Consider the following 16,431-nt stretch of genomic DNA (forward strand, 5'->3'; position numbering starts at 1 on the left):
CAGGCCATTGGACCATGGTCTAGACGTGCCGAAGGGCATGCGCAAAAAACCCGGAAAATACCGCACGCAAAACTAGGAAAGTTCCCGCCTTACTTACAAAAGTTAGCAGTTTACCGAGTACCCATGAGTGACTACACTCGATATCAGCGAACAGCGGAACCCACCCGCGTGGCTGGCGTTTTTATGCGTATTCAATGTTCGTCACGCCCTGCCACGACCGACGTACAGGAGTGATTACAGTGTCCAGACTTGCAGAGTTTCGTGCTGCCGAAAAAGCGCTCCAGGAGCAGATGGCGCAACTGGAAGCCTTGAAAAAGGATGCCGGCCTCAAACGCGAAATCGAATTCGAGCAGAAACTAGTCGGCCTGATGAAAAGCTATGACAAGAGCCTGCGCGATATCATCGCCATCCTCGACCCCAAGGCGGCAAGCAGGGGTACCAGCACAGCGCCCAAGCAACAGCGCCGCCCGCGCGTGGTCAAGGTTTATCAGAACCCGCACACCGGCGAGCGGATCGAGACCAAAGGTGGCAACCACCGGGGCCTCAAGGCCTGGAAAGAACAATACGGGGGCGCCACGGTAGAAAGCTGGGTACGCTGATGAAACGTCCACACTTGCTTCACACTTTTTTCACAAGGGCTGGCTCAGTATCGAGACAGCTAAAGGACTAGCGACCCCACGCGCCCGCACATGCGGGCCTCTAATTCCAGCGCCCTGCCTTGTGCAGGGCGCTTTCATTTGCGCAATCAGCGCACTGCCGTATCATGGCCAGCCTGTCTGTTTTGCCGGTGCCCTGCGCCCGGCCCCGTCTCAGGAGTTCCCATGAGCCTGCACGATCTGCAAACCCTGCCTGGCGTCACCGCCCAACCGGATGCCGCTACCGCCCAATTCGTCTTCAACCACACCATGCTGCGGGTCAAGGACATCGAGAAGTCGCTGGACTTCTACACCCGCGTGCTGGGCTTCCGCCTGGTGGACAAGCGCGACTTCCCGGAAGCCGCCTTCAGCCTGTACTTCCTGGCCCTGGTCGACCCGGCGCAGATCCCCGCCGATGACGCGGCACGCCACCAGTGGATGAAGTCGATCCCTGGCGTATTGGAGCTGACCCACAACCACGGCACCGAAAACGATGCCGAGTTCGCCTACCACAATGGCAACACCGACCCGCGCGGGTTTGGCCACATCTGCATCTCCGTGCCGGACGTGCGCGCCGCCTGTGCGCGCTTCGAAGCACTGGAAGTACCCTTCCAGAAACGCCTGCAAGATGGGCGCATGAACCACCTGGCCTTCGTCAAGGACCCGGACGGTTACTGGGTCGAAGTGATCCAGCCCACCGAGCTCAAAGGCTAAGCGTTCGTCGCTGTTCGCTCGTCGGGCCGGGAACTCCCGGCCCCTTGCTGTGGTATATGAAGGTAACTGCTTCACATGCCACAGCGAGGTAAGGACGATGCAATCTCTTCACTGTGAATACCGCGAGCACACCATCACCGCCAGCGTGATGCCCCACCCCGACTCCCCCCTGCCCTATGCCGCCGGCTGCCTGATCACCGCGCCCGACGGGCACACCAGCAAGCGCCTGTCGATGCCAATGAAGTTTTTCTCCGACCTTGAGAATGCGCAGCATGTGTCGCTGGCCCATGGTCGGGCCCTGGTCGACCAGCAACTGGATGACGGGCACAAGGTGTTCTGACCCTGGTATAGCCTGTACCGGCCTCTTCCCGGCTAAAGCCGCTCCCACAGGTACTTCACAGATTTCAGTGGCTGCGCTGTACCTGTGGGAGCGGCTTTAGCCGCGAAGGGGCCAGCACAGGAGTAACTAGATATCCCGGGCGTAAGCCACTGCCGCATCTACCTGCGCCCGCGTCGGCCGTACCCCGGTGTACAGCACAAACTGCTCCAGCGCCTGCAGCGCAATGACCTCCAGCCCGGTAATCACCGGCTTGCCCAACGCCTGGGCCCGGCGGATCAACGGCGTGTGTGCCGGCATCGCCACCACATCGAACACCCGCTCTGCCGCCGCTATGGCCTGCTCGGAAAACGCCAGCGCCTCTGCCTCCGTCCCGCCTGCCATACCGATCGGCGTCACGTTCACCAGCATCGGCGGGCAGATATCGCCCAGCTCCGCCACCCATCGATAACCGCACACATCCGCCAGTTGCCGACCGGCCTGCTCGTTGCGCGCAACAATGAGGCCTTCGGCAAAGCCGGCATCACGCAGGGCACTGGCCACGGCCTTGGCCATCCCGCCGCTGCCACGCAAGGCAAAGGCGGTGCCTGGATCGACCTGATGCTGCGCCAGCAACTGGCGCACGGCCAGGTAATCGGTGTTGTAGGCTTTCAGGTGGCCATCGGTATTGACCAAGGTATTGACCGACTCGATGGCCGCCGCCGAAGGGTCGATTTCGTCGACCAGTGCCATGCAGGCCTCCTTGTACGGCATCGACACGCCGCAACCGCGGATACCCAGCGCCCGGACCCCCGCCACCGCCGCAGGCAGGTCATCGGTGCGCATGGCCTTGTAGTAGAAGTCCAGGCCCAACTGCTGGTACAGGTGGTTGTGAAAACGAACGCCGAAGGTGCCGGGGCGACCGGCCAGGGAGATGCACAGCACGGTATCCCTGCTGGGAGTTGTCGACATAACCTGCTCCTTTGTCATAACTGAAACGTTTGTGCAGCGTAACAGAGGCAACCACTGGTCGTCCCTTACACAACCTTTACCGTTCCCCTGTGCTCAGCTGACAGAGACTGGAGTCATATTAGTAAGGCCCCGAACGTGGGGTTTCTCTGCGAGGTTGCTCTATGAACCGTCACATTCCCGGAATCGCCCTGCTGGTCGGCGCCTTGGCCATCAGCGGGCCCGCTGCTGCCCACGGCGGCCATGGCGGCGGTGGCTGGTATGGGCCGGGCCCGCTGCTGGGTGCGGCGGTGGTGGGCGCTGTGGTCGGCGCGACGGTTTATGGCGGGCGTGACCGTACGGTGTACGTCGAACGCCAGCCGGTCTATTACGGGCCGCCGCCGGTCTATGTGCAACCACCGCCGCAGCCGGTGTATTACCAGCCGTACTACGCGCCGGCGCCACCGCCCCCGGGCTACCGCACCTACTACGGCCCGCCCCCGGTGTATTACGGCCCACCGCGCTGGTAACGGTTGATAGAACTAATGACCACTATCGAGGAAGTTGATTTCAAACCGCCCAGGCTGCTGCGTATGGTAGAGCCATGTTTCACAGGAGGTCCTCATGGCCACTATCCAGATCATGTCCGTTGTTGGCAGCGCCGTCCCCACTCCACTGCGTGAGCAGGGCCTGCTGGCGTGCTGGTACCTGGTGCGCAACGGCGAAGCGGTGAGCGGGCCGATGCCATCCCTTGCCTCGGCCCAAGCCCTGGCTGAACAGTTGCAACCAGGCACCCTGGTCGCCTGACCGAATTTGTTGTGCGTTGCTCCCTACGCCCTTATGGCCCGCCAATTTGGCGGGCTTTTTTTGGTTTTTCCCGGCCCTGTCACCTCAGCGTTGGGAGCTACGCCCCAGCTGGCTGGTCAGCGCAAGTACTTTGCCTTGCAGCCGTCCTACGGTCAGCACCAGCTCGTTGCGCTCCCTGGCGAGCTGATCAGCTTTGGCCTCTGCCTCTCGGCGGGCGTCCCGCTCAATGTCCAGCAACTCGGTCAGGCGGCGGATAACTGCAATATCTGCGTTGTCCATCGCACGCTCGGCGGCATCCCGGGACAGCCACTTGCGCAGCCATAGAAATGCCCCTAGCAACACAGTGCCCATGCCGCTCAGCCAAGTGACTGTGCCCGGGCCGAGGTCGGTCGGATCCATGTAAACCTCATTACCGATGATGATGCGACGAGCCCTGGACAAAAATGTCTCACTGGCTTTCCTTGTTGACGGATTTAATTTAGCCTACAGCTAACATTACCACAAGAGCTGATTTAGCCATGCGCACATTTAGCAGCAAGCTAAACACTGGCATGCTTCGCCCTATGGACATCTACGACATTCGCAAGCACAACCTGGTCAAGCTTATCGGCAGCCAGAAAAAGGGATCCTGCGCAGAACGCTGGGGGATGGCGCCTGCACACCTGAGCCAGATTCTTTCCGACAAGACCGCGAAAAACCTGGGCGATGATGTGGCCCGCAGAATCGAGGGTATCGAAGGCCTGCCGCGGGGTTGGTTCGACGCACTGTCGGCAGGCGACCCCGTGCAGCCGTCGGTCGAAGCGGGCGAAGGCAAGCTTTCGGCGGCCGACCTGGTCAAGCAGATGCTTGCCCGAAGCGGCAAGGGCATCCCTGAAGAAACCCGGCAAAGGTTGCTGGCCGCTGCAGAAGAACCGCAGGATGCCACGCTGGTAAAGGCTGACTTTGTTCGCCCGGGCCTGGTCGGTGACGAAGTGTGGATTGCCCACTACGATGTGCGGGCCGCCATGGGCGGTGGCCAGATCCCCCACGACTACCCCGAGATGTTCAAGGACGTTCGCGTCAGCCCCAGCCATCTTCGCGAACTGGGAGTGGCGTTCACTGAGCACCACCACCTGAAGATGATCACCGGCTGGGGCCAGTCGATGGAGCCGACCATCAAGCACCGCGACCCGCTGATCGTCGATGTCAGCATCCGCGAGTTTGTCGGCGATGGCATCTACTTCTTCTCCTGGGGTGATCACATCTACATCAAGCGATTGCAGATCGCTGACGATGACCACTTCGAGATGATTTCCGACAACTCGCGGCACAAGGACCGCATGATTCGCCGGGAAGAAACCTACATTCAGGCCAGAGTGCTGTTGGTGTGGAATGCGCACCTGGTATGAAGCCGAAGCCCGCCATCCAGGCGGGCTTTGCATAACGCTCAGAAAGGCGCTGCCGCTTCAACCTCCTCCTTGCTGTACTGCTCGACGATAAAGTCGTCACGCTCCTCCACACTGCTACGCTCCCAGCGCACGGTGACGCTTTCGTCGTCGTTGAACGTCAGGTCCAACTCAGGCGTGTCGGATAGCAGGCCCATCACTTCCTCCCACTCCGCATCACCGTCGGTATCCAGGCGATGCACAACGACCCAACGCTGCGTCTGTGCGAGCGGGTGGTTGATCATCGACGACACCCGCAGGCTAAGCCGCTCTATTCCGGTCATTTCCTCATGCTGCTGGGCTGCTGCCTTCATGTGCTTAGACATATTCTCATCCTGATAGCTGTATATTCGTACAGTGCTCGAGGAAAGCTTATCTCACCGCCAAATCCAGCGTAAAGCCCTGGCACAGAAAAATTTCGCCAGCAGGTAATTTTTCTCAGAGCGAAATTATTTAGCTGTCCGCTATTGACCATTTTTTAGCTTGAGGCTAATTTTGAATTCGACAGCCAGATGCAAGGCTGCTCGATCGGTTCTTCATTCAAGCCACTTTTTTGTCAGGAGCTCCCATGGCCGTAGACATCAGCAACCTCACCATCGCCACCCCGGTGGCCGTCTCCTCAACCAATCCTGTAGCACTCGAACTCAACGGTGCCGAAGCGATCGCGCGGTTGCCGAGTGTGGTAACGGTACTCAGCGATGGCTCAATCCAGCTTTCAGCCCCTACCAAAGGTGCTTCGAGCAAAAGCACCCACAGGACCCGCTGCGAGTGGACAGAAACCGAAGACTGGACATTGTCCAGCGCGCAGGATCACTGGAATCGCCAAACCATGACCCTGACCAAGATCAACTCGGCGCTAAAGGTGGTTATCGCCCAGATGCACGTGCGTGGGGATGACAGCCCGCCGGTGAAGGTGTTCTGGAACAAAGGCAACATTACCCTGGGGTTTCGGCGGACCTACAACCAGACCGACCCGGTGAACTCGACCGTGCTGAAAGGGGTGCCTCTGGGGGCGCAGTTCAACGTCAGCATTCACACCACGTCTGCAGGCGTGGTGAATGTAACGGCCAAATGCAACGGGGTGTCCGGCGCCTCTGGTGATTTACAGCTCGACAGCACCTGGGCGTCGCGCCAGTTCGAATTCCACGGCGGCATCTACAACCAGGTTGACTACACCGAGGCAACGCCGGCCACTGACGGCTCGGTCTGCATCATCAGCGAACTCTCGCTGATCCATCGCTGAGCGTCGAAAGCCGGCAAGGCATCCCGATGCCCCGCCCGTCACAAATGGCATCGGGACGCCGGCTGACCAAAAGCGCGTGGTTGACACACGTGACACGCCACGCCATTGATTAGTCTCGATGAGTCATATTGTGGCCTCCCCGCTCTCAGACTAATAATTAGCTATCTGCCTGGGGAGGCGCGAAACATGCAACCAAGGTTCGCTATCGTTCCTGCTGTGCCGGTGGAAGGCGAGTCCTTCTGCATTGGCAACCGGTTCTATGCCGCTACAACTTCGGGCGGCTTCGATATCTACGACAACCAGCAGAAACAGCGGCTCAAGCGCGGCTTCATCAACAAGTCCGAGGCCGCGAGTGCGTGCGCATTGATGAACGCCGAATCACGCAATCCAGCGGCGCAGTTCCCGATCTTGCGCACAGATTGATGCGCGGTATCACGCTGCCTTAACGCTAGCGGCAGCAGCGGATCAGTCCCCCGGTGAAGCTGCAGGAAACAAGCGCTCGAAAGGGCTTGCAGTGTCATGGCGCCGTGCCGTAAATTTGCCCGATCCTGTCATTCCTGCTGGTGTTGAGGAGTGACGCTGAAGCCCAACACTCAGTTGGGCTTTTTCGTTTTTGCGACAGGGCCATTTTTCAAGGTGTGCCGATTGTTGCGATTCATTAAAAGAAAGTTCTCCAGGATGCTGCGAAAGTGGTTTGTATACCTCGCGGTTGCAGGGCTGGCGGGTAACTACAGCCGATTGTTCGATCATCTTTCAATCTGGAAACCTTGGCGCTTGGCCAAGGGTGTAGCGGCTTACCTCATCGCATCCTGACGCGCCTTTCACGCGGCGCAGGATTAAATTTCGTTCACCTTGCGCCCTTTAGTCATAAGGCATTCGACAGCGTTTAGGCCATACTCCACAATGCAGCGGTTTGGGGGAAAACCCTTGCACAGCCAACGACATACCAACTTTTAGTGAGCCTCAACGTGAAAACATCCCTGTCCATCCTCAGCCTGCTGCTGTTGCTCACAGGTACCGCGACCCTTCCGTCGACTGCTGCTGCACAACCCCCGGTCCAAGCCCAACGAGATCCGTCCAAGTTGCATCTGGCTTCAGGCAGCGCCCTGCTGATCGATTTGAATACCAACCAGGAGTTGTATTCGAGCCACGCCGACCGTGTGGTGCCGATCGCCTCGGTAACCAAGCTGATGACAGCGATGGTGGTGCTGGATGCCAAGCTGCCCATGGATGAAATGCTCACCATGACCATTGCCAACAACCCGGAAATGAAAGGTGTGTATTCGCGCGTGCGCCTGGGCAGCCAGCTCGACCGCCGCGAAACCCTGCTGATTACCCTGATGTCGTCGGAAAACCGTGCCGCCAACAGCCTGGCCAACGCCTACCCCGGCGGCTATCCGGCGTTCATCAAGGCGATGAATGCCAAGGCCCGCAGCCTGGGCATGGCACATACCCGCTACGTAGAGCCGACCGGCCTGTCGACGCAGAACGTGTCCACCGCCCGCGACCTGGCCAAATTGCTGATGGCTTCGCGTAAGTACCCGATGCTGAGCGAGTTGTCGACCACCCGCGAGAAGACCGTGGCCTTCCGCAAGCCCAACTACACACTGGGCTTTCGCAACACTGACCACCTGGTAAACAAAAGCAACTGGGACATCAAACTGACCAAGACCGGCTTCACCAACGAAGCCGGGCACTGCCTGGTGCTGTTGACCCGCATGGACAACCGCCCGGTGGCCATGGTCATCCTCGACGCCTTTGGCAAGTACACCCACTTCGCCGATGCCAGCCGCATGCGTCAGTGGCTGGAGACCGGTGCCGCCAAGCCGGCACCGGCAGTGGCCATGCAGTACAAGAGCGAGCGGCAGAACAAGGGGCGCATAGCGTCCGAATGACCGCCTGGCCCTGGCGCTGCGCAGAACCTGTGTAGGAGCGGCCTTGTGCCGCGATGGGTCGCAAAGCGGCCCCGGCAATTGATGCGGCGAAGCTGAAATCCTGGGGCCGCTTTGCGGCCCATCGCGACGCAAGGCCGCTCCTACAGGTTGTTGCGCCAGACAGTCAGGCCGTAGCGCTGACCATCCCGCCCGAGCTGCTGCCACCCTCTTGCTGCAACAGCTCCAGCAACTGCGCCGTGGCAGCCATGATCTGCCCATTGATGGTGGCAATGCTCGCCTGCTTGGCACCGACCGCAGCCGCCTTGGCCGCTTCATCCATCTTGCTGTTCTGCAGCGCGGCCAACTGCTTCTGCTCCTCGACCAGTTGCTTCTGCAGGTCCTTGATCAGCTGACGCAGCTCGGATACGGCCTCTGACTCACCACTGTCCTCACTGTCCGCAGGTTGCGCCTGGCTACCCGCAGAAACCTTCATGCTGTCGCTACTGATGCTCAAGGGGCCCAGCGCCTCGCCGGCCTGTTTTGCCTGTTCGCGTTCCGTCGCCGCGTTGGCGCTCAGCGTCTGCGCGGAAACGCCATTGATCATCAGGTTGCTAGCCGTAATTGCGCTCATCTCGATTCCCTGCTGAAAGATAGGTCCTTGCCGTAACCACCCTATCGGCCCCAGCTCGCGGTTCTTTAGCCCCCTTAAATTCCCCCACGACTGGCTCGTTCCAACTCATGTACTTGCGCAGGAGCCGGAGCCCCGGCGGGCGTCCATATTCGACCATTCAGGGAATCGCAACCATGAGCCAGCCCTCACAGCAGGAAACCATCAAAGATCTGATCGGCGTGGGCTTCGGCCCTTCCAACCTGGCCTTGGCCATTGCCCTGGAAGAACTCGCCGAATCTCAGGGCCACGCCCTCGATGCGCTGTTCATCGACAAGCAGCAGGACTACCGCTGGCACGGCGAAACCCTGGCCACCCAGAGCGAGTTGCAAATCTCGTTCCTCAAGGACCTGGTGTCGTTGCGCAACCCCACCAGCCCTTACAGCTTCGTCAACTACCTGCACCAGAAGCAGCGCCTGGCAGACTTCATCAACCTCGGCACCTTCTACCCCTGCCGCCTGGAGTACAACGACTACCTGCGCTGGGCCGCCGAACACTTCGCCACCCAGGCGGTATATGGCCAGGAAGTGCTGCGCATCGAACCTGAAGTGCAGGCTGGCCGGGTCGAGCACCTGCGCCTGGTCTCGCGCGACGCCCAGGGCCGCGAATACAGCCGCCGCACCCGCTCGGTGGTGGTCGGCAGCGGCGGCACGCCAAAAATCCCGGAAAAGTTCGGTGCCTTCAAGGACGACCCGCGGGTATTCCATCACTCCCAGTATCTGAGCAGCCTAAACAAGCTGCCGTGCACCGCCGGCAAACCGATGCGCATCGCGGTAATCGGTTCGGGCCAAAGCGCGGCCGAGGCATTCATCGACCTCAACGACAGCTACCCGTCGGTCAAGGTCGATATGATTCTGCGTGGCTCGGCGCTCAAACCCGCCGACGACAGCCCGTTCGTCAACGAGATCTTCTCGCCGGACTACACCGACCTGGTCTACAACGAACCGGCCGACCAGCGCAGCAAACTGCTGGGCGAATACCACAACACCAACTACTCGGTGGTGGACCTGAACCTGATCGAACGCATCTACGGCATCCTGTACCGGCAGAAGGTCGCCCACCAGCACCGTCATAACGTGCTGTGCCGCCGCCAGGTCGAAGCCGTTGTGGCTACCCGCGAAGGCCTGGAACTGACCCTGCGCGACCTCGCCACCGGCCAGCAGCAAACCCACCGCTACGATGCCGTGATTCTGGCCACCGGCTACGAGCGCCGCTCGCACCGTGACCTGCTGGCGCCGTTGGCCGGTTACCTGGACGATTTCAGCGTTGACCGCAACTACCGCGTGCTGGCCAGCCCCGACCTGCAAGCCTCGGTCTACCTTCAGGGCTTCTGCGAGAACAGCCATGGCCTGAGCGACACCCTGCTCTCGGTGCTGCCTGCCCGCGCTGCGGAGATTGGCCGAGCGCTGTACCAGGACCTGGCGCAGTTGCACGGCAAACCGCAACCGGCCGTGGCCCTGACCCGCGCCTGACCCCTCTGCTGCATGCCTTCAAAGCCGGCCTGACGCCTCGCGCGCAGGCCGGCTTTGCGCTTCGAAACATTTGCTTGCATTTAAAACGGCAGGTTTTCAATTCTCATTCGTCCTTATCAGTACAGCCCTCTTTGGTTGGGCATACGCTCGACCACCCAATGCAGAAGACCGTCTGATGGCCAAATCACCGAAAAAATCCAAATCCAGGCTGTGGTTCCTGGTCCATAGCTGGCTCGCCCTGCCGATCTGGTTCTTTGTGCTGATCGTCTGCTTTACCGGCATGCTCGCCGTGGTCAGCCAGGAGATCGTCTGGCTTGCAAACCCCGATGTGCGTGCCAGCAAGCCCGACGCCGACGCCGAGCGCCTCAGCTTCCAGCAGGTGCTGGACGCCATGCACAAAGCTGATCCGGACATGGTCGTGGAGTCGCTCAGACAACCCGACGGCTCTCACTTTGCCCTCACGGCGGATGTGACAATGCCAGACGGCACCAGCCCGACGCTGTACGTCAACCCGTACACCGGCGCCATCCAGGGCAAATCCCCCGACTTCAACTTCGAAGGCTTCACCCGCGCCCTGCACGGCTGGTGGCTGGTGCCCTTCACCAACGGTTTCAGCTGGGGCTGGTACCTGGTGTCGATTCTCGGCCTGCCCATGCTGGCATCGCTGGTGACCGGGCTGGTGGTGTACAAGAAGTTCTGGAAGGGCTTCTTCAAACCGGTACGCACAGGGCATGGCTCGCGCATCTTCTGGGGCGACCTGCATCGCCTGGCGGGCGTCTGGTCGATCTGGTTCATCGGGGTCATTTCCATCACCGGTACCTGGTTCCTGATCCAGGCAATCCTGTTCGACAACCACATCACCATTTCCAGCCGGCCCATCGTGCCAGTGATCGCCCGCGAAGATGTGCCACAAACACCCGATGGCAGCCCTGCCCCGCGCATTGACCTCGATGAGGCGGCGCGCATCGCCGGCCTGGCTATTCCTGGCCTGGAAATCAGCTTCGTTTCGTTGCCGTCCACCGCTTACAGCCATGTTTCAATGGGCGGGCGCGGTTGGTATCCGCTGATGTTCCAGAGCGCCGACGTCAACCCTTACACGCGCAACGTCGACAGCCAGTTCCTGCTCAGCGACCGCTCGACGCTGGAGTTCGTCACCGAGTCCATGCGCCCCTTGCACACCGGCGACTTCGGCGGCCTGCCGATCAAGCTGATCTGGTTCTTCTTCGGCCTGGTGCTCACCCTGATGGTATTCAGCGGCTTGCTGATCTGGACCAAGCGCACCGCACAGGCCACCGCCGCCGCCCTCAAGCGCAGCGAACGCGCACCCCGCGCTGCGCGCGCCCAGACCTCGCTGGAGACCCAACCATGAGCCACGCCCAGGCCGTGCCCGCTAGCCCACTGAAGCAATGGTGGCTGAAGTGGCGTTTTCACCTGAACATCCTGTTGATCCTGGTGCCGTTGGGCTTCATGCCCAAGTATTTCAACGACGCAAAGCTGTTCCGTGGCGACGCCGGGCTGGGTGCCAACGTGATCACCGGTATCCAGGCAGGCCCCTATACCCTGGACCTGGCTGAACTGCGTGACGAAGCACCACGCCAAGACGGCCCGGCTGGCAATTTCAAATCCTTCAACGCGGCGCTCTGCAAAGCCTGCATCAATGACGTCAAGGCCGTTTACCTGCGCATTGGCAAACCGCGCAGCCTGCGTGCCGCCGGCACGATCTTCTTCGGTGCGCCTTATCGCATGGGCACCAACCTGCCCATCCCGCCCCGCACCAAACCCGACGCACAAATCTGGATCACCCTGGAAGGCTGGGACGGCAGCATGCACCAGGCGTCGGTCCCCCTGGCCAAAGCATCGCCAGCCACCGTGGCCTGGCTCGAAAAACAAGGAGGCAAGAAATGAAACAGCTGATGCGAACCCTCGCCCTGCCCTTGCTGGTGCTGGCCGCCGGCCCCGCCCTGGCGCATAACCCGATGTGCGAATGCGAAGAAACGGCCGGCGGCCAGGTCAAGTGCACCGGCGGTTTCTCGGACGGCAGCGGTGCCCCGGGGGTGACCCTGGATGTGATCGGTTATGACGAACAGGTGCTGGTCGGCGGCAAGCTTGGCGATGACTCGACGCTCACCTTCAAGCGCCCGGACGGCGAGTTCTACGTGCTGTTCGATGCAGGCCCCGGGCATGTGGTTGAAGTCGACTACGCCGATATCGCTCAGCCATGAGCCGTACCCAAGTGATTCGCCCGGCCGGCGCCGGGCACGAAACCCTGTACGTGCTTTTGATCAGCCTGCTGATTGTGGTGCTCGCTGCCAGCGTGGTGCTGCTGCGTGGCGAGCGCGAAGACGAACAGACCATCGCCAGCCACCAGATCGACGCCCGGCGCGACCTCACCGCCGCCGAACAAGGCCTGTACACCGACCTGCGGGTGGCCTTCGACGAAATCCAGCTGTTGCGTGAAGAAAACGCTGCCGTGCCTAGCGTGCAGGCCCTTGCCGAAGAAGGCCTACCGCCCTTCGTGGTCGATGCCGGCAGCCAGAGCCGTGGCGGCCACCAATGGTCGTGGCTGGAGCCCGGCGCCTACCTGGGCCGCAGCCAGGCCCCTGAAGTCGCCGGCAGCCTGCTGCTGATCCTGCCGGCCGACAGCGCTGGCCAGGCCGATGTCTGGCTGCGCCGCGACAGCGCCGCCATGACTCCGGACGACCTCGGCGAGGCGGCACTGATTGCCGCTGGCTGGCAGCAGGTGGTCAGCCACTACGACGCCGGGGTCACCCGCGAACACCGTCACTGAACCCAAGGACTCCCCCATGTTCCGCTCCGCCCTCGCCCTGCTCCTGGCCCTTGCCCTGCCGGCAATGGCCCTGGCCGATAACGGCAAGCCGCTGCGCATCGGCATCACCCTGCACCCCTACTACAGCTACGTGACCAACATCGTCGGCGACAAGGCCGAAGTGGTGCCGCTGATTCCAGCGGGCTTCAACCCCCACGCCTACGAACCCCGGGCCGAGGACATCAAGCGCATCGGCACCCTGGATGTGGTGGTGCTCAACGGTGTCGGCCACGACGACTTCGCCGACCGCATGATCGCAGCCAGCGAAAAGCCGGGCATAAACACCATCGAAGCCAACCAGAACGTGCCGTTGCTGGCGGCCACCGGCATTGCCGCCCGTGGCGCAGGCAAGGTGGTCAACCCGCACACCTTCCTGTCGATCAGCACCACCATCGCCCAGGTCAACAACATCGCCCGCGAACTGGGCAAGCTTGACCCGGACAACGCCAAGCTCTACACGCAAAACGCCCGCGCCTACGCCAAGCGCCTGCGCGCCCTGCGTGCCGAAGCCCTGGCCAAGGTCACCGAGGCGCCCAGCGCCACCTTCCGGGTGGCCACCATCCACGCCGCGTACGATTACCTGGTCCGCGACTTCGGCCTGGAGGTGACCGCCGTGGTCGAACCGGCCCATGGCATCGAACCCAGCCCGGCTCAGCTGAAAAAGACCATCGACCAGCTCAAGGCCCTGGACGTGCGGGTGATCTTCTCGGAAATGGACTTCCCGTCGGCCTACGTCGAGACCATCCAGCGTGAATCCGGCGTGCGCCTGTACCCGCTGACGCACATCTCCTATGGCGAATACACCAAGGACAAGTACGAAGTGGAAATGAAGCGCAACCTCGACACCGTGGTCCGCGCCATCCAGGAGAACCGCGCATGACCGCCGCCGCCAACCTGGTGACGGGCTTCGGGCCGCGCATCGAGTTCGCCGGCATCGACCTGACGCTGGGCCGCACTCGCATTCTGGAACAGGTCGGTTTCAGCGTGGCCGCTGGCAGCGTGCACGCCATCGTCGGCCCCAACGGCGGCGGCAAGAGCTCGCTGATCAAGACCTTGCTCGGGCAGATGCCGCATCAGGGCCAACTGACCCTGCATTGGCCAAGCGAACGCGAAGTGATCGGCTATGTGCCCCAGGCATTGGAGTTCGACCGCGGCCTGCCAATGACCGTGGACGACTTCATGGCCGCCATGTGCCAGCGCCGCCCGGCCTTTCTCGGCCTGTCGCGGCGCGTGCAACCGGCCATCGACGCGGCCCTGGCGCGGGTCGGCATGCTCGACAAGCGCAAGCGGCGCATGGGTGCGTTGTCCGGGGGCGAGCGCCAGCGCGTGTTGCTGGCCCAGGGCCTGATCCCCGAGCCGCAGTTGCTGGTGCTGGACGAGCCCATGTCGGCACTCGATGAAGCCGGTATCCAGGTGTTCGAGCAGTTGCTCAAGGGCTGGCGCCAGGCTGGCACCACCGTGCTGTGGATCGAACACGACCTGGAGGCCGTGCTGCGCCTTGCTGACCGGGTAACCGGCCTGAGCCGCAAGGTGCTGTTCGACGCCCCACCCGCCCAGGCCCTGACCCCGGAGCGCCTGCTCGGCCTGTTCTCCGTTCACCCGCGTAGCGAGAGCCTTGCCTCATGAGTTTTGAAGCATTTCGCCAACTGGTCCAGGACTGGGCCAACGCTGGTTACCTGCCCGAGGCACTGGCCTACGGTTTCGTGGTCAACGCCCTGCTGGCCGGCATGATGATCGGCCCGGTGCTGGGCGGCCTGGGCACCCTGGTGGTGGTCAAGCGCTTTGCCTTCTTCTCCGAGGCCGTGGGCCATGCCGCGCTGACCGGCGTGGCCATCGGCATCCTGCTGGGCGAGCCCTACACCGGCCCCTATGGCAGCCTGTTCGGCTACTGCCTGCTGTTCGGCATCTTGCTCAACTTCCTGCGCAACCGCACCGGGCTGTCGCCGGACACGCTGATCGGCGTGTTCCTGTCGGTGTCGCTGGCGCTGGGCGCCAGCCTGCTGCTGATGCTGGCAGGCAAGATCAACGTGCACATCCTCGAGAACGTGCTGTTCGGCTCGGTGCTGACCGTCAGCGGCCAGGACCTGGTGGTGCTGGGCATCGTCGCCGTACTGGTGCTGGCCCTGGCGCTGCCGCTGTACAACCGCATCATGCTGGCCAGTTTCAACCCGCAGCTGGCGGCCGTGCGCGGGGTGGCGGTGAAAACCCTGGACTACCTGTTCGTGGTGCTGGTGACCCTGGTGACCGTGGCCGCCGTGAAAGTGATCGGGGCCATCCTGGTCGGTGCGCTGCTGGTCGTCCCCGCTGCCGCCGCACGCCTGATCAGCCAGTCGCTCAAGGGCTTTTTCTTCCTGTCGGTGGTGATTGCCACCATCAGCACCCTGTTTGGCATCCTGCTGCCGATCGTTTTCGACCTGCCAGTGCCGTCAGGCGCCGCGATCATTCTGGTCGCCGGCATGTGCTTTGCCCTGGCCGCCCTGGCCCGCGCCCTCGTCCCCCGCCTGCAAGGAAACCCGGCATGAACTTCAAACGCCTGACCCTGGCGCTGGCCCTGGCCGGCCTGCCGTCGCTGTGTTTTGCCACACAAGTGCTGACCACCCTGCCCGTCACCCACAGCCTGGCCAGCGCCCTGCTCGACGGCACTGCAGTACAGCTAAAACGCGCAGCGCCGGCCAACCTGCCGGCCAGCCGCCAGCCGTCGTACTTCAGCGGGCGCGGTGGCGCCAGCCTGGAGAAAGCCGCACAGCAGGCCGACGCTGTGATCGGCGTGCGTTCGATCTGGCGAGACGACCCGCTGTACCCAATGGCCCGGCGCAGCAACATCCGCATCGTCGAAATCGATGCCGCACGGCCGGTGGACGGTGCGTTACCAGGGATTGCGGTCTCGGGTGACGATGCCTATGGCGCCTACCCCTGGCTCAACCCGACCAACCTCGGGCGCATGGCCGATGTGGTGGCCAACGACCTGGAGCGCCTGGCCCCGGGTGACAAAGCGAAGATCCAGGGTAACCTGGCGGGGCTCAAGCGCCAGTTGCTGGAGCTTTCGGCCAGCAGCCAGACACGCCTGGCCAAGGTCGACAACCTGACCGTGGTGAGCCTGTCCGAGCGGCTGGGTTACCTGGCCAGCGGGTTGAACCTGGACGTGGTGGAGCAGCCGCTGCCGGCCGAGTGGGATGCTGCCGCGCTCAAGGCGTTGGATGAAAATCTGAAAGCGCAGGATGTGGCACTGGTGCTGGACCACCGCCAGCCGGATGCGGCTGTAGCCGAAGTGATCAAGGCGGCCGGGGCGAAGCTGGTGGTGGTGGAGAGCGATCCTGAGGATGCGTTTGCAGGGCTCAAGGCCAGTGTCGACCAGGTGGTTGGGGCATTGGGCGAAAGCTGATGGTGTCTGCGCCGGCCTCTTCGCGGGTAAACCCGCTCCCACAGGGACCTCACTGCCTTCCGAACCAATGGTATCCCTGCAAAGGCCTTGAGGTACTGCGCTGACCTCCTGGTCAGTGCTAA

At 62.1% G+C, this 16,431-nt stretch carries 23 protein-coding genes; 18 read left to right on the forward strand and 5 right to left on the reverse strand.

All coding sequences use genetic code 11. The features are described from left to right. Positions 1–239: 239 nt before the first annotated feature. The 3 genes from ABI582_RS26020 (at position 240) to ABI582_RS26030 (ending at position 1,689) form a co-directional block, all read left to right on the forward strand. A complete protein-coding gene (locus ABI582_RS26020; protein ID WP_442120691.1) occupies positions 240–599 on the forward strand; it encodes a histone-like nucleoid-structuring protein, MvaT/MvaU family in 360 nt (119 codons plus the stop codon). Between the two features lie 222 nt (positions 600–821). Further along, a complete protein-coding gene (gene gloA, locus ABI582_RS26025; RefSeq protein WP_043196134.1) occupies positions 822–1,349 on the forward strand; it encodes a lactoylglutathione lyase in 528 nt (175 codons plus the stop codon). A 97-nt stretch (positions 1,350–1,446) separates the two neighbouring features. Then, positions 1,447–1,689 (forward strand): hypothetical protein, encoded by a 243-nt coding sequence (locus tag ABI582_RS26030; protein ID WP_043196135.1) that lies wholly within the window; start codon positions 1,447–1,449, stop codon positions 1,687–1,689. 126 nt (positions 1,690–1,815) lie between these two features. Here the strand turns inward: ABI582_RS26030 and ABI582_RS26035 are convergent, their stop codons facing one another. Next, positions 1,816–2,637 carry a shikimate 5-dehydrogenase gene (locus ABI582_RS26035; protein ID WP_442120692.1) on the reverse strand — a complete coding sequence of 274 codons (822 nt, stop codon included), beginning with the start codon at positions 2,635–2,637 and terminating at the stop codon, positions 1,816–1,818. Between the two features lie 161 nt (positions 2,638–2,798). Here ABI582_RS26035 and ABI582_RS26040 point away from each other — a divergent pair, with 161 nt between their 5' ends. Both ABI582_RS26040 and ABI582_RS26045 read left to right on the forward strand, forming a co-directional pair. Beyond that, positions 2,799–3,143: a hypothetical protein gene (locus ABI582_RS26040; protein ID WP_016499111.1), complete on the forward strand. Its 345-nt coding sequence runs from the start codon at positions 2,799–2,801 to the stop codon at positions 3,141–3,143. Positions 3,144–3,237: 94 nt separating this feature from the next. Continuing rightward, positions 3,238–3,420 carry a hypothetical protein gene (locus tag ABI582_RS26045; RefSeq protein ID WP_258652626.1) on the forward strand — a complete coding sequence of 61 codons (183 nt, stop codon included), beginning with the start codon at positions 3,238–3,240 and terminating at the stop codon, positions 3,418–3,420. Positions 3,421–3,504: 84 nt separating this feature from the next. Here the strand turns inward: ABI582_RS26045 and ABI582_RS26050 are convergent, their stop codons facing one another. Next, a complete protein-coding gene (locus ABI582_RS26050; RefSeq protein WP_442120693.1) occupies positions 3,505–3,819 on the reverse strand; it encodes a chemotaxis protein in 315 nt (104 codons plus the stop codon). Between the two features lie 164 nt (positions 3,820–3,983). On the opposite strand from ABI582_RS26050, the gene ABI582_RS26055 reads away from it, so the two are divergent. After that, positions 3,984–4,808, forward strand: a complete 825-nt coding sequence (locus tag ABI582_RS26055) for a S24 family peptidase (protein ID WP_258652629.1) — start codon at positions 3,984–3,986, stop codon at positions 4,806–4,808. Between the two features lie 38 nt (positions 4,809–4,846). On the opposite strand, the gene ABI582_RS26060 is transcribed toward ABI582_RS26055, so the two are convergent. Then, positions 4,847–5,170 (reverse strand): DUF1654 domain-containing protein, encoded by a 324-nt coding sequence (locus tag ABI582_RS26060; protein WP_442120694.1) that lies wholly within the window; start codon positions 5,168–5,170, stop codon positions 4,847–4,849. Between the two features lie 242 nt (positions 5,171–5,412). Here ABI582_RS26060 and ABI582_RS26065 point away from each other — a divergent pair, with 242 nt between their 5' ends. Together ABI582_RS26065 and ABI582_RS26070 are read left to right on the forward strand one after the other, a co-directional pair. Then, positions 5,413–6,087, forward strand: a complete 675-nt coding sequence (locus tag ABI582_RS26065; RefSeq protein ID WP_442120695.1) for a polysaccharide lyase family 7 protein — start codon at positions 5,413–5,415, stop codon at positions 6,085–6,087. A gap of 186 nt (positions 6,088–6,273) precedes the next feature. Next, positions 6,274–6,510: an Arm DNA-binding domain-containing protein gene (locus ABI582_RS26070; protein WP_442120696.1), complete on the forward strand. Its 237-nt coding sequence runs from the start codon at positions 6,274–6,276 to the stop codon at positions 6,508–6,510. Positions 6,511–6,552: 42 nt separating this feature from the next. Here the strand turns inward: ABI582_RS26070 and ABI582_RS26075 are convergent, their stop codons facing one another. Continuing rightward, entirely contained in the window at positions 6,553–6,837 is a 285-nt protein-coding gene (locus tag ABI582_RS26075) for a hypothetical protein (protein ID WP_442120697.1), read from the reverse strand. Between the two features lie 218 nt (positions 6,838–7,055). Here ABI582_RS26075 and pbpG point away from each other — a divergent pair, with 218 nt between their 5' ends. Next, positions 7,056–7,982 carry a D-alanyl-D-alanine endopeptidase gene (pbpG, locus tag ABI582_RS26080; RefSeq protein WP_442120698.1) on the forward strand — a complete coding sequence of 309 codons (927 nt, stop codon included), beginning with the start codon at positions 7,056–7,058 and terminating at the stop codon, positions 7,980–7,982. 163 nt (positions 7,983–8,145) lie between these two features. On the opposite strand, the gene ABI582_RS26085 is transcribed toward pbpG, so the two are convergent. Further along, positions 8,146–8,592, reverse strand: coding sequence for a hypothetical protein (locus tag ABI582_RS26085; RefSeq protein ID WP_019473706.1), 447 nt, complete (start codon positions 8,590–8,592; stop codon positions 8,146–8,148). A gap of 173 nt (positions 8,593–8,765) precedes the next feature. On the opposite strand from ABI582_RS26085, the gene ABI582_RS26090 reads away from it, so the two are divergent. The 9 genes from ABI582_RS26090 (at position 8,766) to ABI582_RS26130 (ending at position 16,309) form a co-directional block, all read left to right on the forward strand. Further along, positions 8,766–10,100: a lysine N(6)-hydroxylase/L-ornithine N(5)-oxygenase family protein gene (locus ABI582_RS26090; RefSeq protein ID WP_063426809.1), complete on the forward strand. Its 1,335-nt coding sequence runs from the start codon at positions 8,766–8,768 to the stop codon at positions 10,098–10,100. A gap of 175 nt (positions 10,101–10,275) precedes the next feature. After that, entirely contained in the window at positions 10,276–11,469 is a 1,194-nt protein-coding gene (locus ABI582_RS26095) for a PepSY-associated TM helix domain-containing protein (protein ID WP_442120699.1), read from the forward strand. After that, positions 11,466–12,005: a thiamine pyrophosphate-binding protein gene (locus ABI582_RS26100; protein WP_258652647.1), complete on the forward strand. Its 540-nt coding sequence runs from the start codon at positions 11,466–11,468 to the stop codon at positions 12,003–12,005. The genes ABI582_RS26095 and ABI582_RS26100 overlap by 4 nt, the downstream gene beginning before the upstream one ends. Beyond that, positions 12,002–12,322, forward strand: a complete 321-nt coding sequence (locus tag ABI582_RS26105) for a hypothetical protein (protein ID WP_028613213.1) — start codon at positions 12,002–12,004, stop codon at positions 12,320–12,322. The genes ABI582_RS26100 and ABI582_RS26105 overlap by 4 nt, the downstream gene beginning before the upstream one ends. Then, the gene (locus ABI582_RS26110) at positions 12,319–12,888 is read left to right on the forward strand and encodes a DUF6162 family protein (protein ID WP_442120700.1); all 570 of its coding nucleotides are present in this window, start codon (positions 12,319–12,321) and stop codon (positions 12,886–12,888) included. The genes ABI582_RS26105 and ABI582_RS26110 overlap by 4 nt, the downstream gene beginning before the upstream one ends. Positions 12,889–12,904: 16 nt before the next feature. Beyond that, entirely contained in the window at positions 12,905–13,807 is a 903-nt protein-coding gene (locus ABI582_RS26115) for a metal ABC transporter substrate-binding protein (RefSeq protein WP_049274757.1), read from the forward strand. Further along, positions 13,804–14,553 (forward strand): metal ABC transporter ATP-binding protein, encoded by a 750-nt coding sequence (locus ABI582_RS26120; protein ID WP_084966095.1) that lies wholly within the window; start codon positions 13,804–13,806, stop codon positions 14,551–14,553. Before ABI582_RS26115 ends, ABI582_RS26120 begins: the two co-directional genes overlap by 4 nt. After that, on the forward strand, positions 14,550–15,449 hold the full coding sequence (locus ABI582_RS26125; protein WP_442120701.1) for a metal ABC transporter permease: 900 nt from the start codon (positions 14,550–14,552) through the stop codon (positions 15,447–15,449). Before ABI582_RS26120 ends, ABI582_RS26125 begins: the two co-directional genes overlap by 4 nt. Further along, the gene (locus ABI582_RS26130) at positions 15,446–16,309 is read left to right on the forward strand and encodes a metal ABC transporter substrate-binding protein (RefSeq protein WP_442120702.1); all 864 of its coding nucleotides are present in this window, start codon (positions 15,446–15,448) and stop codon (positions 16,307–16,309) included. The genes ABI582_RS26125 and ABI582_RS26130 overlap by 4 nt, the downstream gene beginning before the upstream one ends. Positions 16,310–16,431 lie beyond the last annotated feature (122 nt).

This window comes from Pseudomonas sp. SAS7 (assembly GCF_052112345.1).
Classification (GTDB): domain Bacteria; phylum Pseudomonadota; class Gammaproteobacteria; order Pseudomonadales; family Pseudomonadaceae; genus Aquipseudomonas; species Aquipseudomonas putida_Q.

What these genes read in the sequence shown, in the direction of transcription:
- ABI582_RS26070 (WP_442120696.1), top strand. Translation starts at nt 6,274, where the DNA reads ATGCAACCAAGGTTCGCTATCGTTCCTGCTGTGCCGGTGGAAGGCGAG.
- ABI582_RS26055 (WP_258652629.1), top strand. Translation starts at nt 3,984, where the DNA reads ATGGACATCTACGACATTCGCAAGCACAACCTGGTCAAGCTTATCGGC.
- ABI582_RS26050 (WP_442120693.1), bottom strand. Translation starts at nt 3,819, where the DNA reads ATGGATCCGACCGACCTCGGCCCGGGCACAGTCACTTGGCTGAGCGGC.
- ABI582_RS26125 (WP_442120701.1), top strand. Translation starts at nt 14,550, where the DNA reads ATGAGTTTTGAAGCATTTCGCCAACTGGTCCAGGACTGGGCCAACGCT.
- ABI582_RS26045 (WP_258652626.1), top strand. Translation starts at nt 3,238, where the DNA reads ATGGCCACTATCCAGATCATGTCCGTTGTTGGCAGCGCCGTCCCCACT.
- ABI582_RS26040 (WP_016499111.1), top strand. Translation starts at nt 2,799, where the DNA reads ATGAACCGTCACATTCCCGGAATCGCCCTGCTGGTCGGCGCCTTGGCC.
- ABI582_RS26060 (WP_442120694.1), bottom strand. Translation starts at nt 5,170, where the DNA reads ATGTCTAAGCACATGAAGGCAGCAGCCCAGCAGCATGAGGAAATGACC.
- ABI582_RS26130 (WP_442120702.1), top strand. Translation starts at nt 15,446, where the DNA reads ATGAACTTCAAACGCCTGACCCTGGCGCTGGCCCTGGCCGGCCTGCCG.
- ABI582_RS26065 (WP_442120695.1), top strand. Translation starts at nt 5,413, where the DNA reads ATGGCCGTAGACATCAGCAACCTCACCATCGCCACCCCGGTGGCCGTC.
- ABI582_RS26105 (WP_028613213.1), top strand. Translation starts at nt 12,002, where the DNA reads ATGAAACAGCTGATGCGAACCCTCGCCCTGCCCTTGCTGGTGCTGGCC.
- gloA (WP_043196134.1), top strand. Translation starts at nt 822, where the DNA reads ATGAGCCTGCACGATCTGCAAACCCTGCCTGGCGTCACCGCCCAACCG.
- ABI582_RS26090 (WP_063426809.1), top strand. Translation starts at nt 8,766, where the DNA reads ATGAGCCAGCCCTCACAGCAGGAAACCATCAAAGATCTGATCGGCGTG.
- ABI582_RS26035 (WP_442120692.1), bottom strand. Translation starts at nt 2,637, where the DNA reads ATGTCGACAACTCCCAGCAGGGATACCGTGCTGTGCATCTCCCTGGCC.
- ABI582_RS26100 (WP_258652647.1), top strand. Translation starts at nt 11,466, where the DNA reads ATGAGCCACGCCCAGGCCGTGCCCGCTAGCCCACTGAAGCAATGGTGG.
- ABI582_RS26115 (WP_049274757.1), top strand. Translation starts at nt 12,905, where the DNA reads ATGTTCCGCTCCGCCCTCGCCCTGCTCCTGGCCCTTGCCCTGCCGGCA.
- ABI582_RS26075 (WP_442120697.1), bottom strand. Translation starts at nt 6,837, where the DNA reads ATGATCGAACAATCGGCTGTAGTTACCCGCCAGCCCTGCAACCGCGAG.
- ABI582_RS26120 (WP_084966095.1), top strand. Translation starts at nt 13,804, where the DNA reads ATGACCGCCGCCGCCAACCTGGTGACGGGCTTCGGGCCGCGCATCGAG.
- ABI582_RS26085 (WP_019473706.1), bottom strand. Translation starts at nt 8,592, where the DNA reads ATGAGCGCAATTACGGCTAGCAACCTGATGATCAATGGCGTTTCCGCG.
- ABI582_RS26030 (WP_043196135.1), top strand. Translation starts at nt 1,447, where the DNA reads ATGCAATCTCTTCACTGTGAATACCGCGAGCACACCATCACCGCCAGC.
- ABI582_RS26110 (WP_442120700.1), top strand. Translation starts at nt 12,319, where the DNA reads ATGAGCCGTACCCAAGTGATTCGCCCGGCCGGCGCCGGGCACGAAACC.
- ABI582_RS26095 (WP_442120699.1), top strand. Translation starts at nt 10,276, where the DNA reads ATGGCCAAATCACCGAAAAAATCCAAATCCAGGCTGTGGTTCCTGGTC.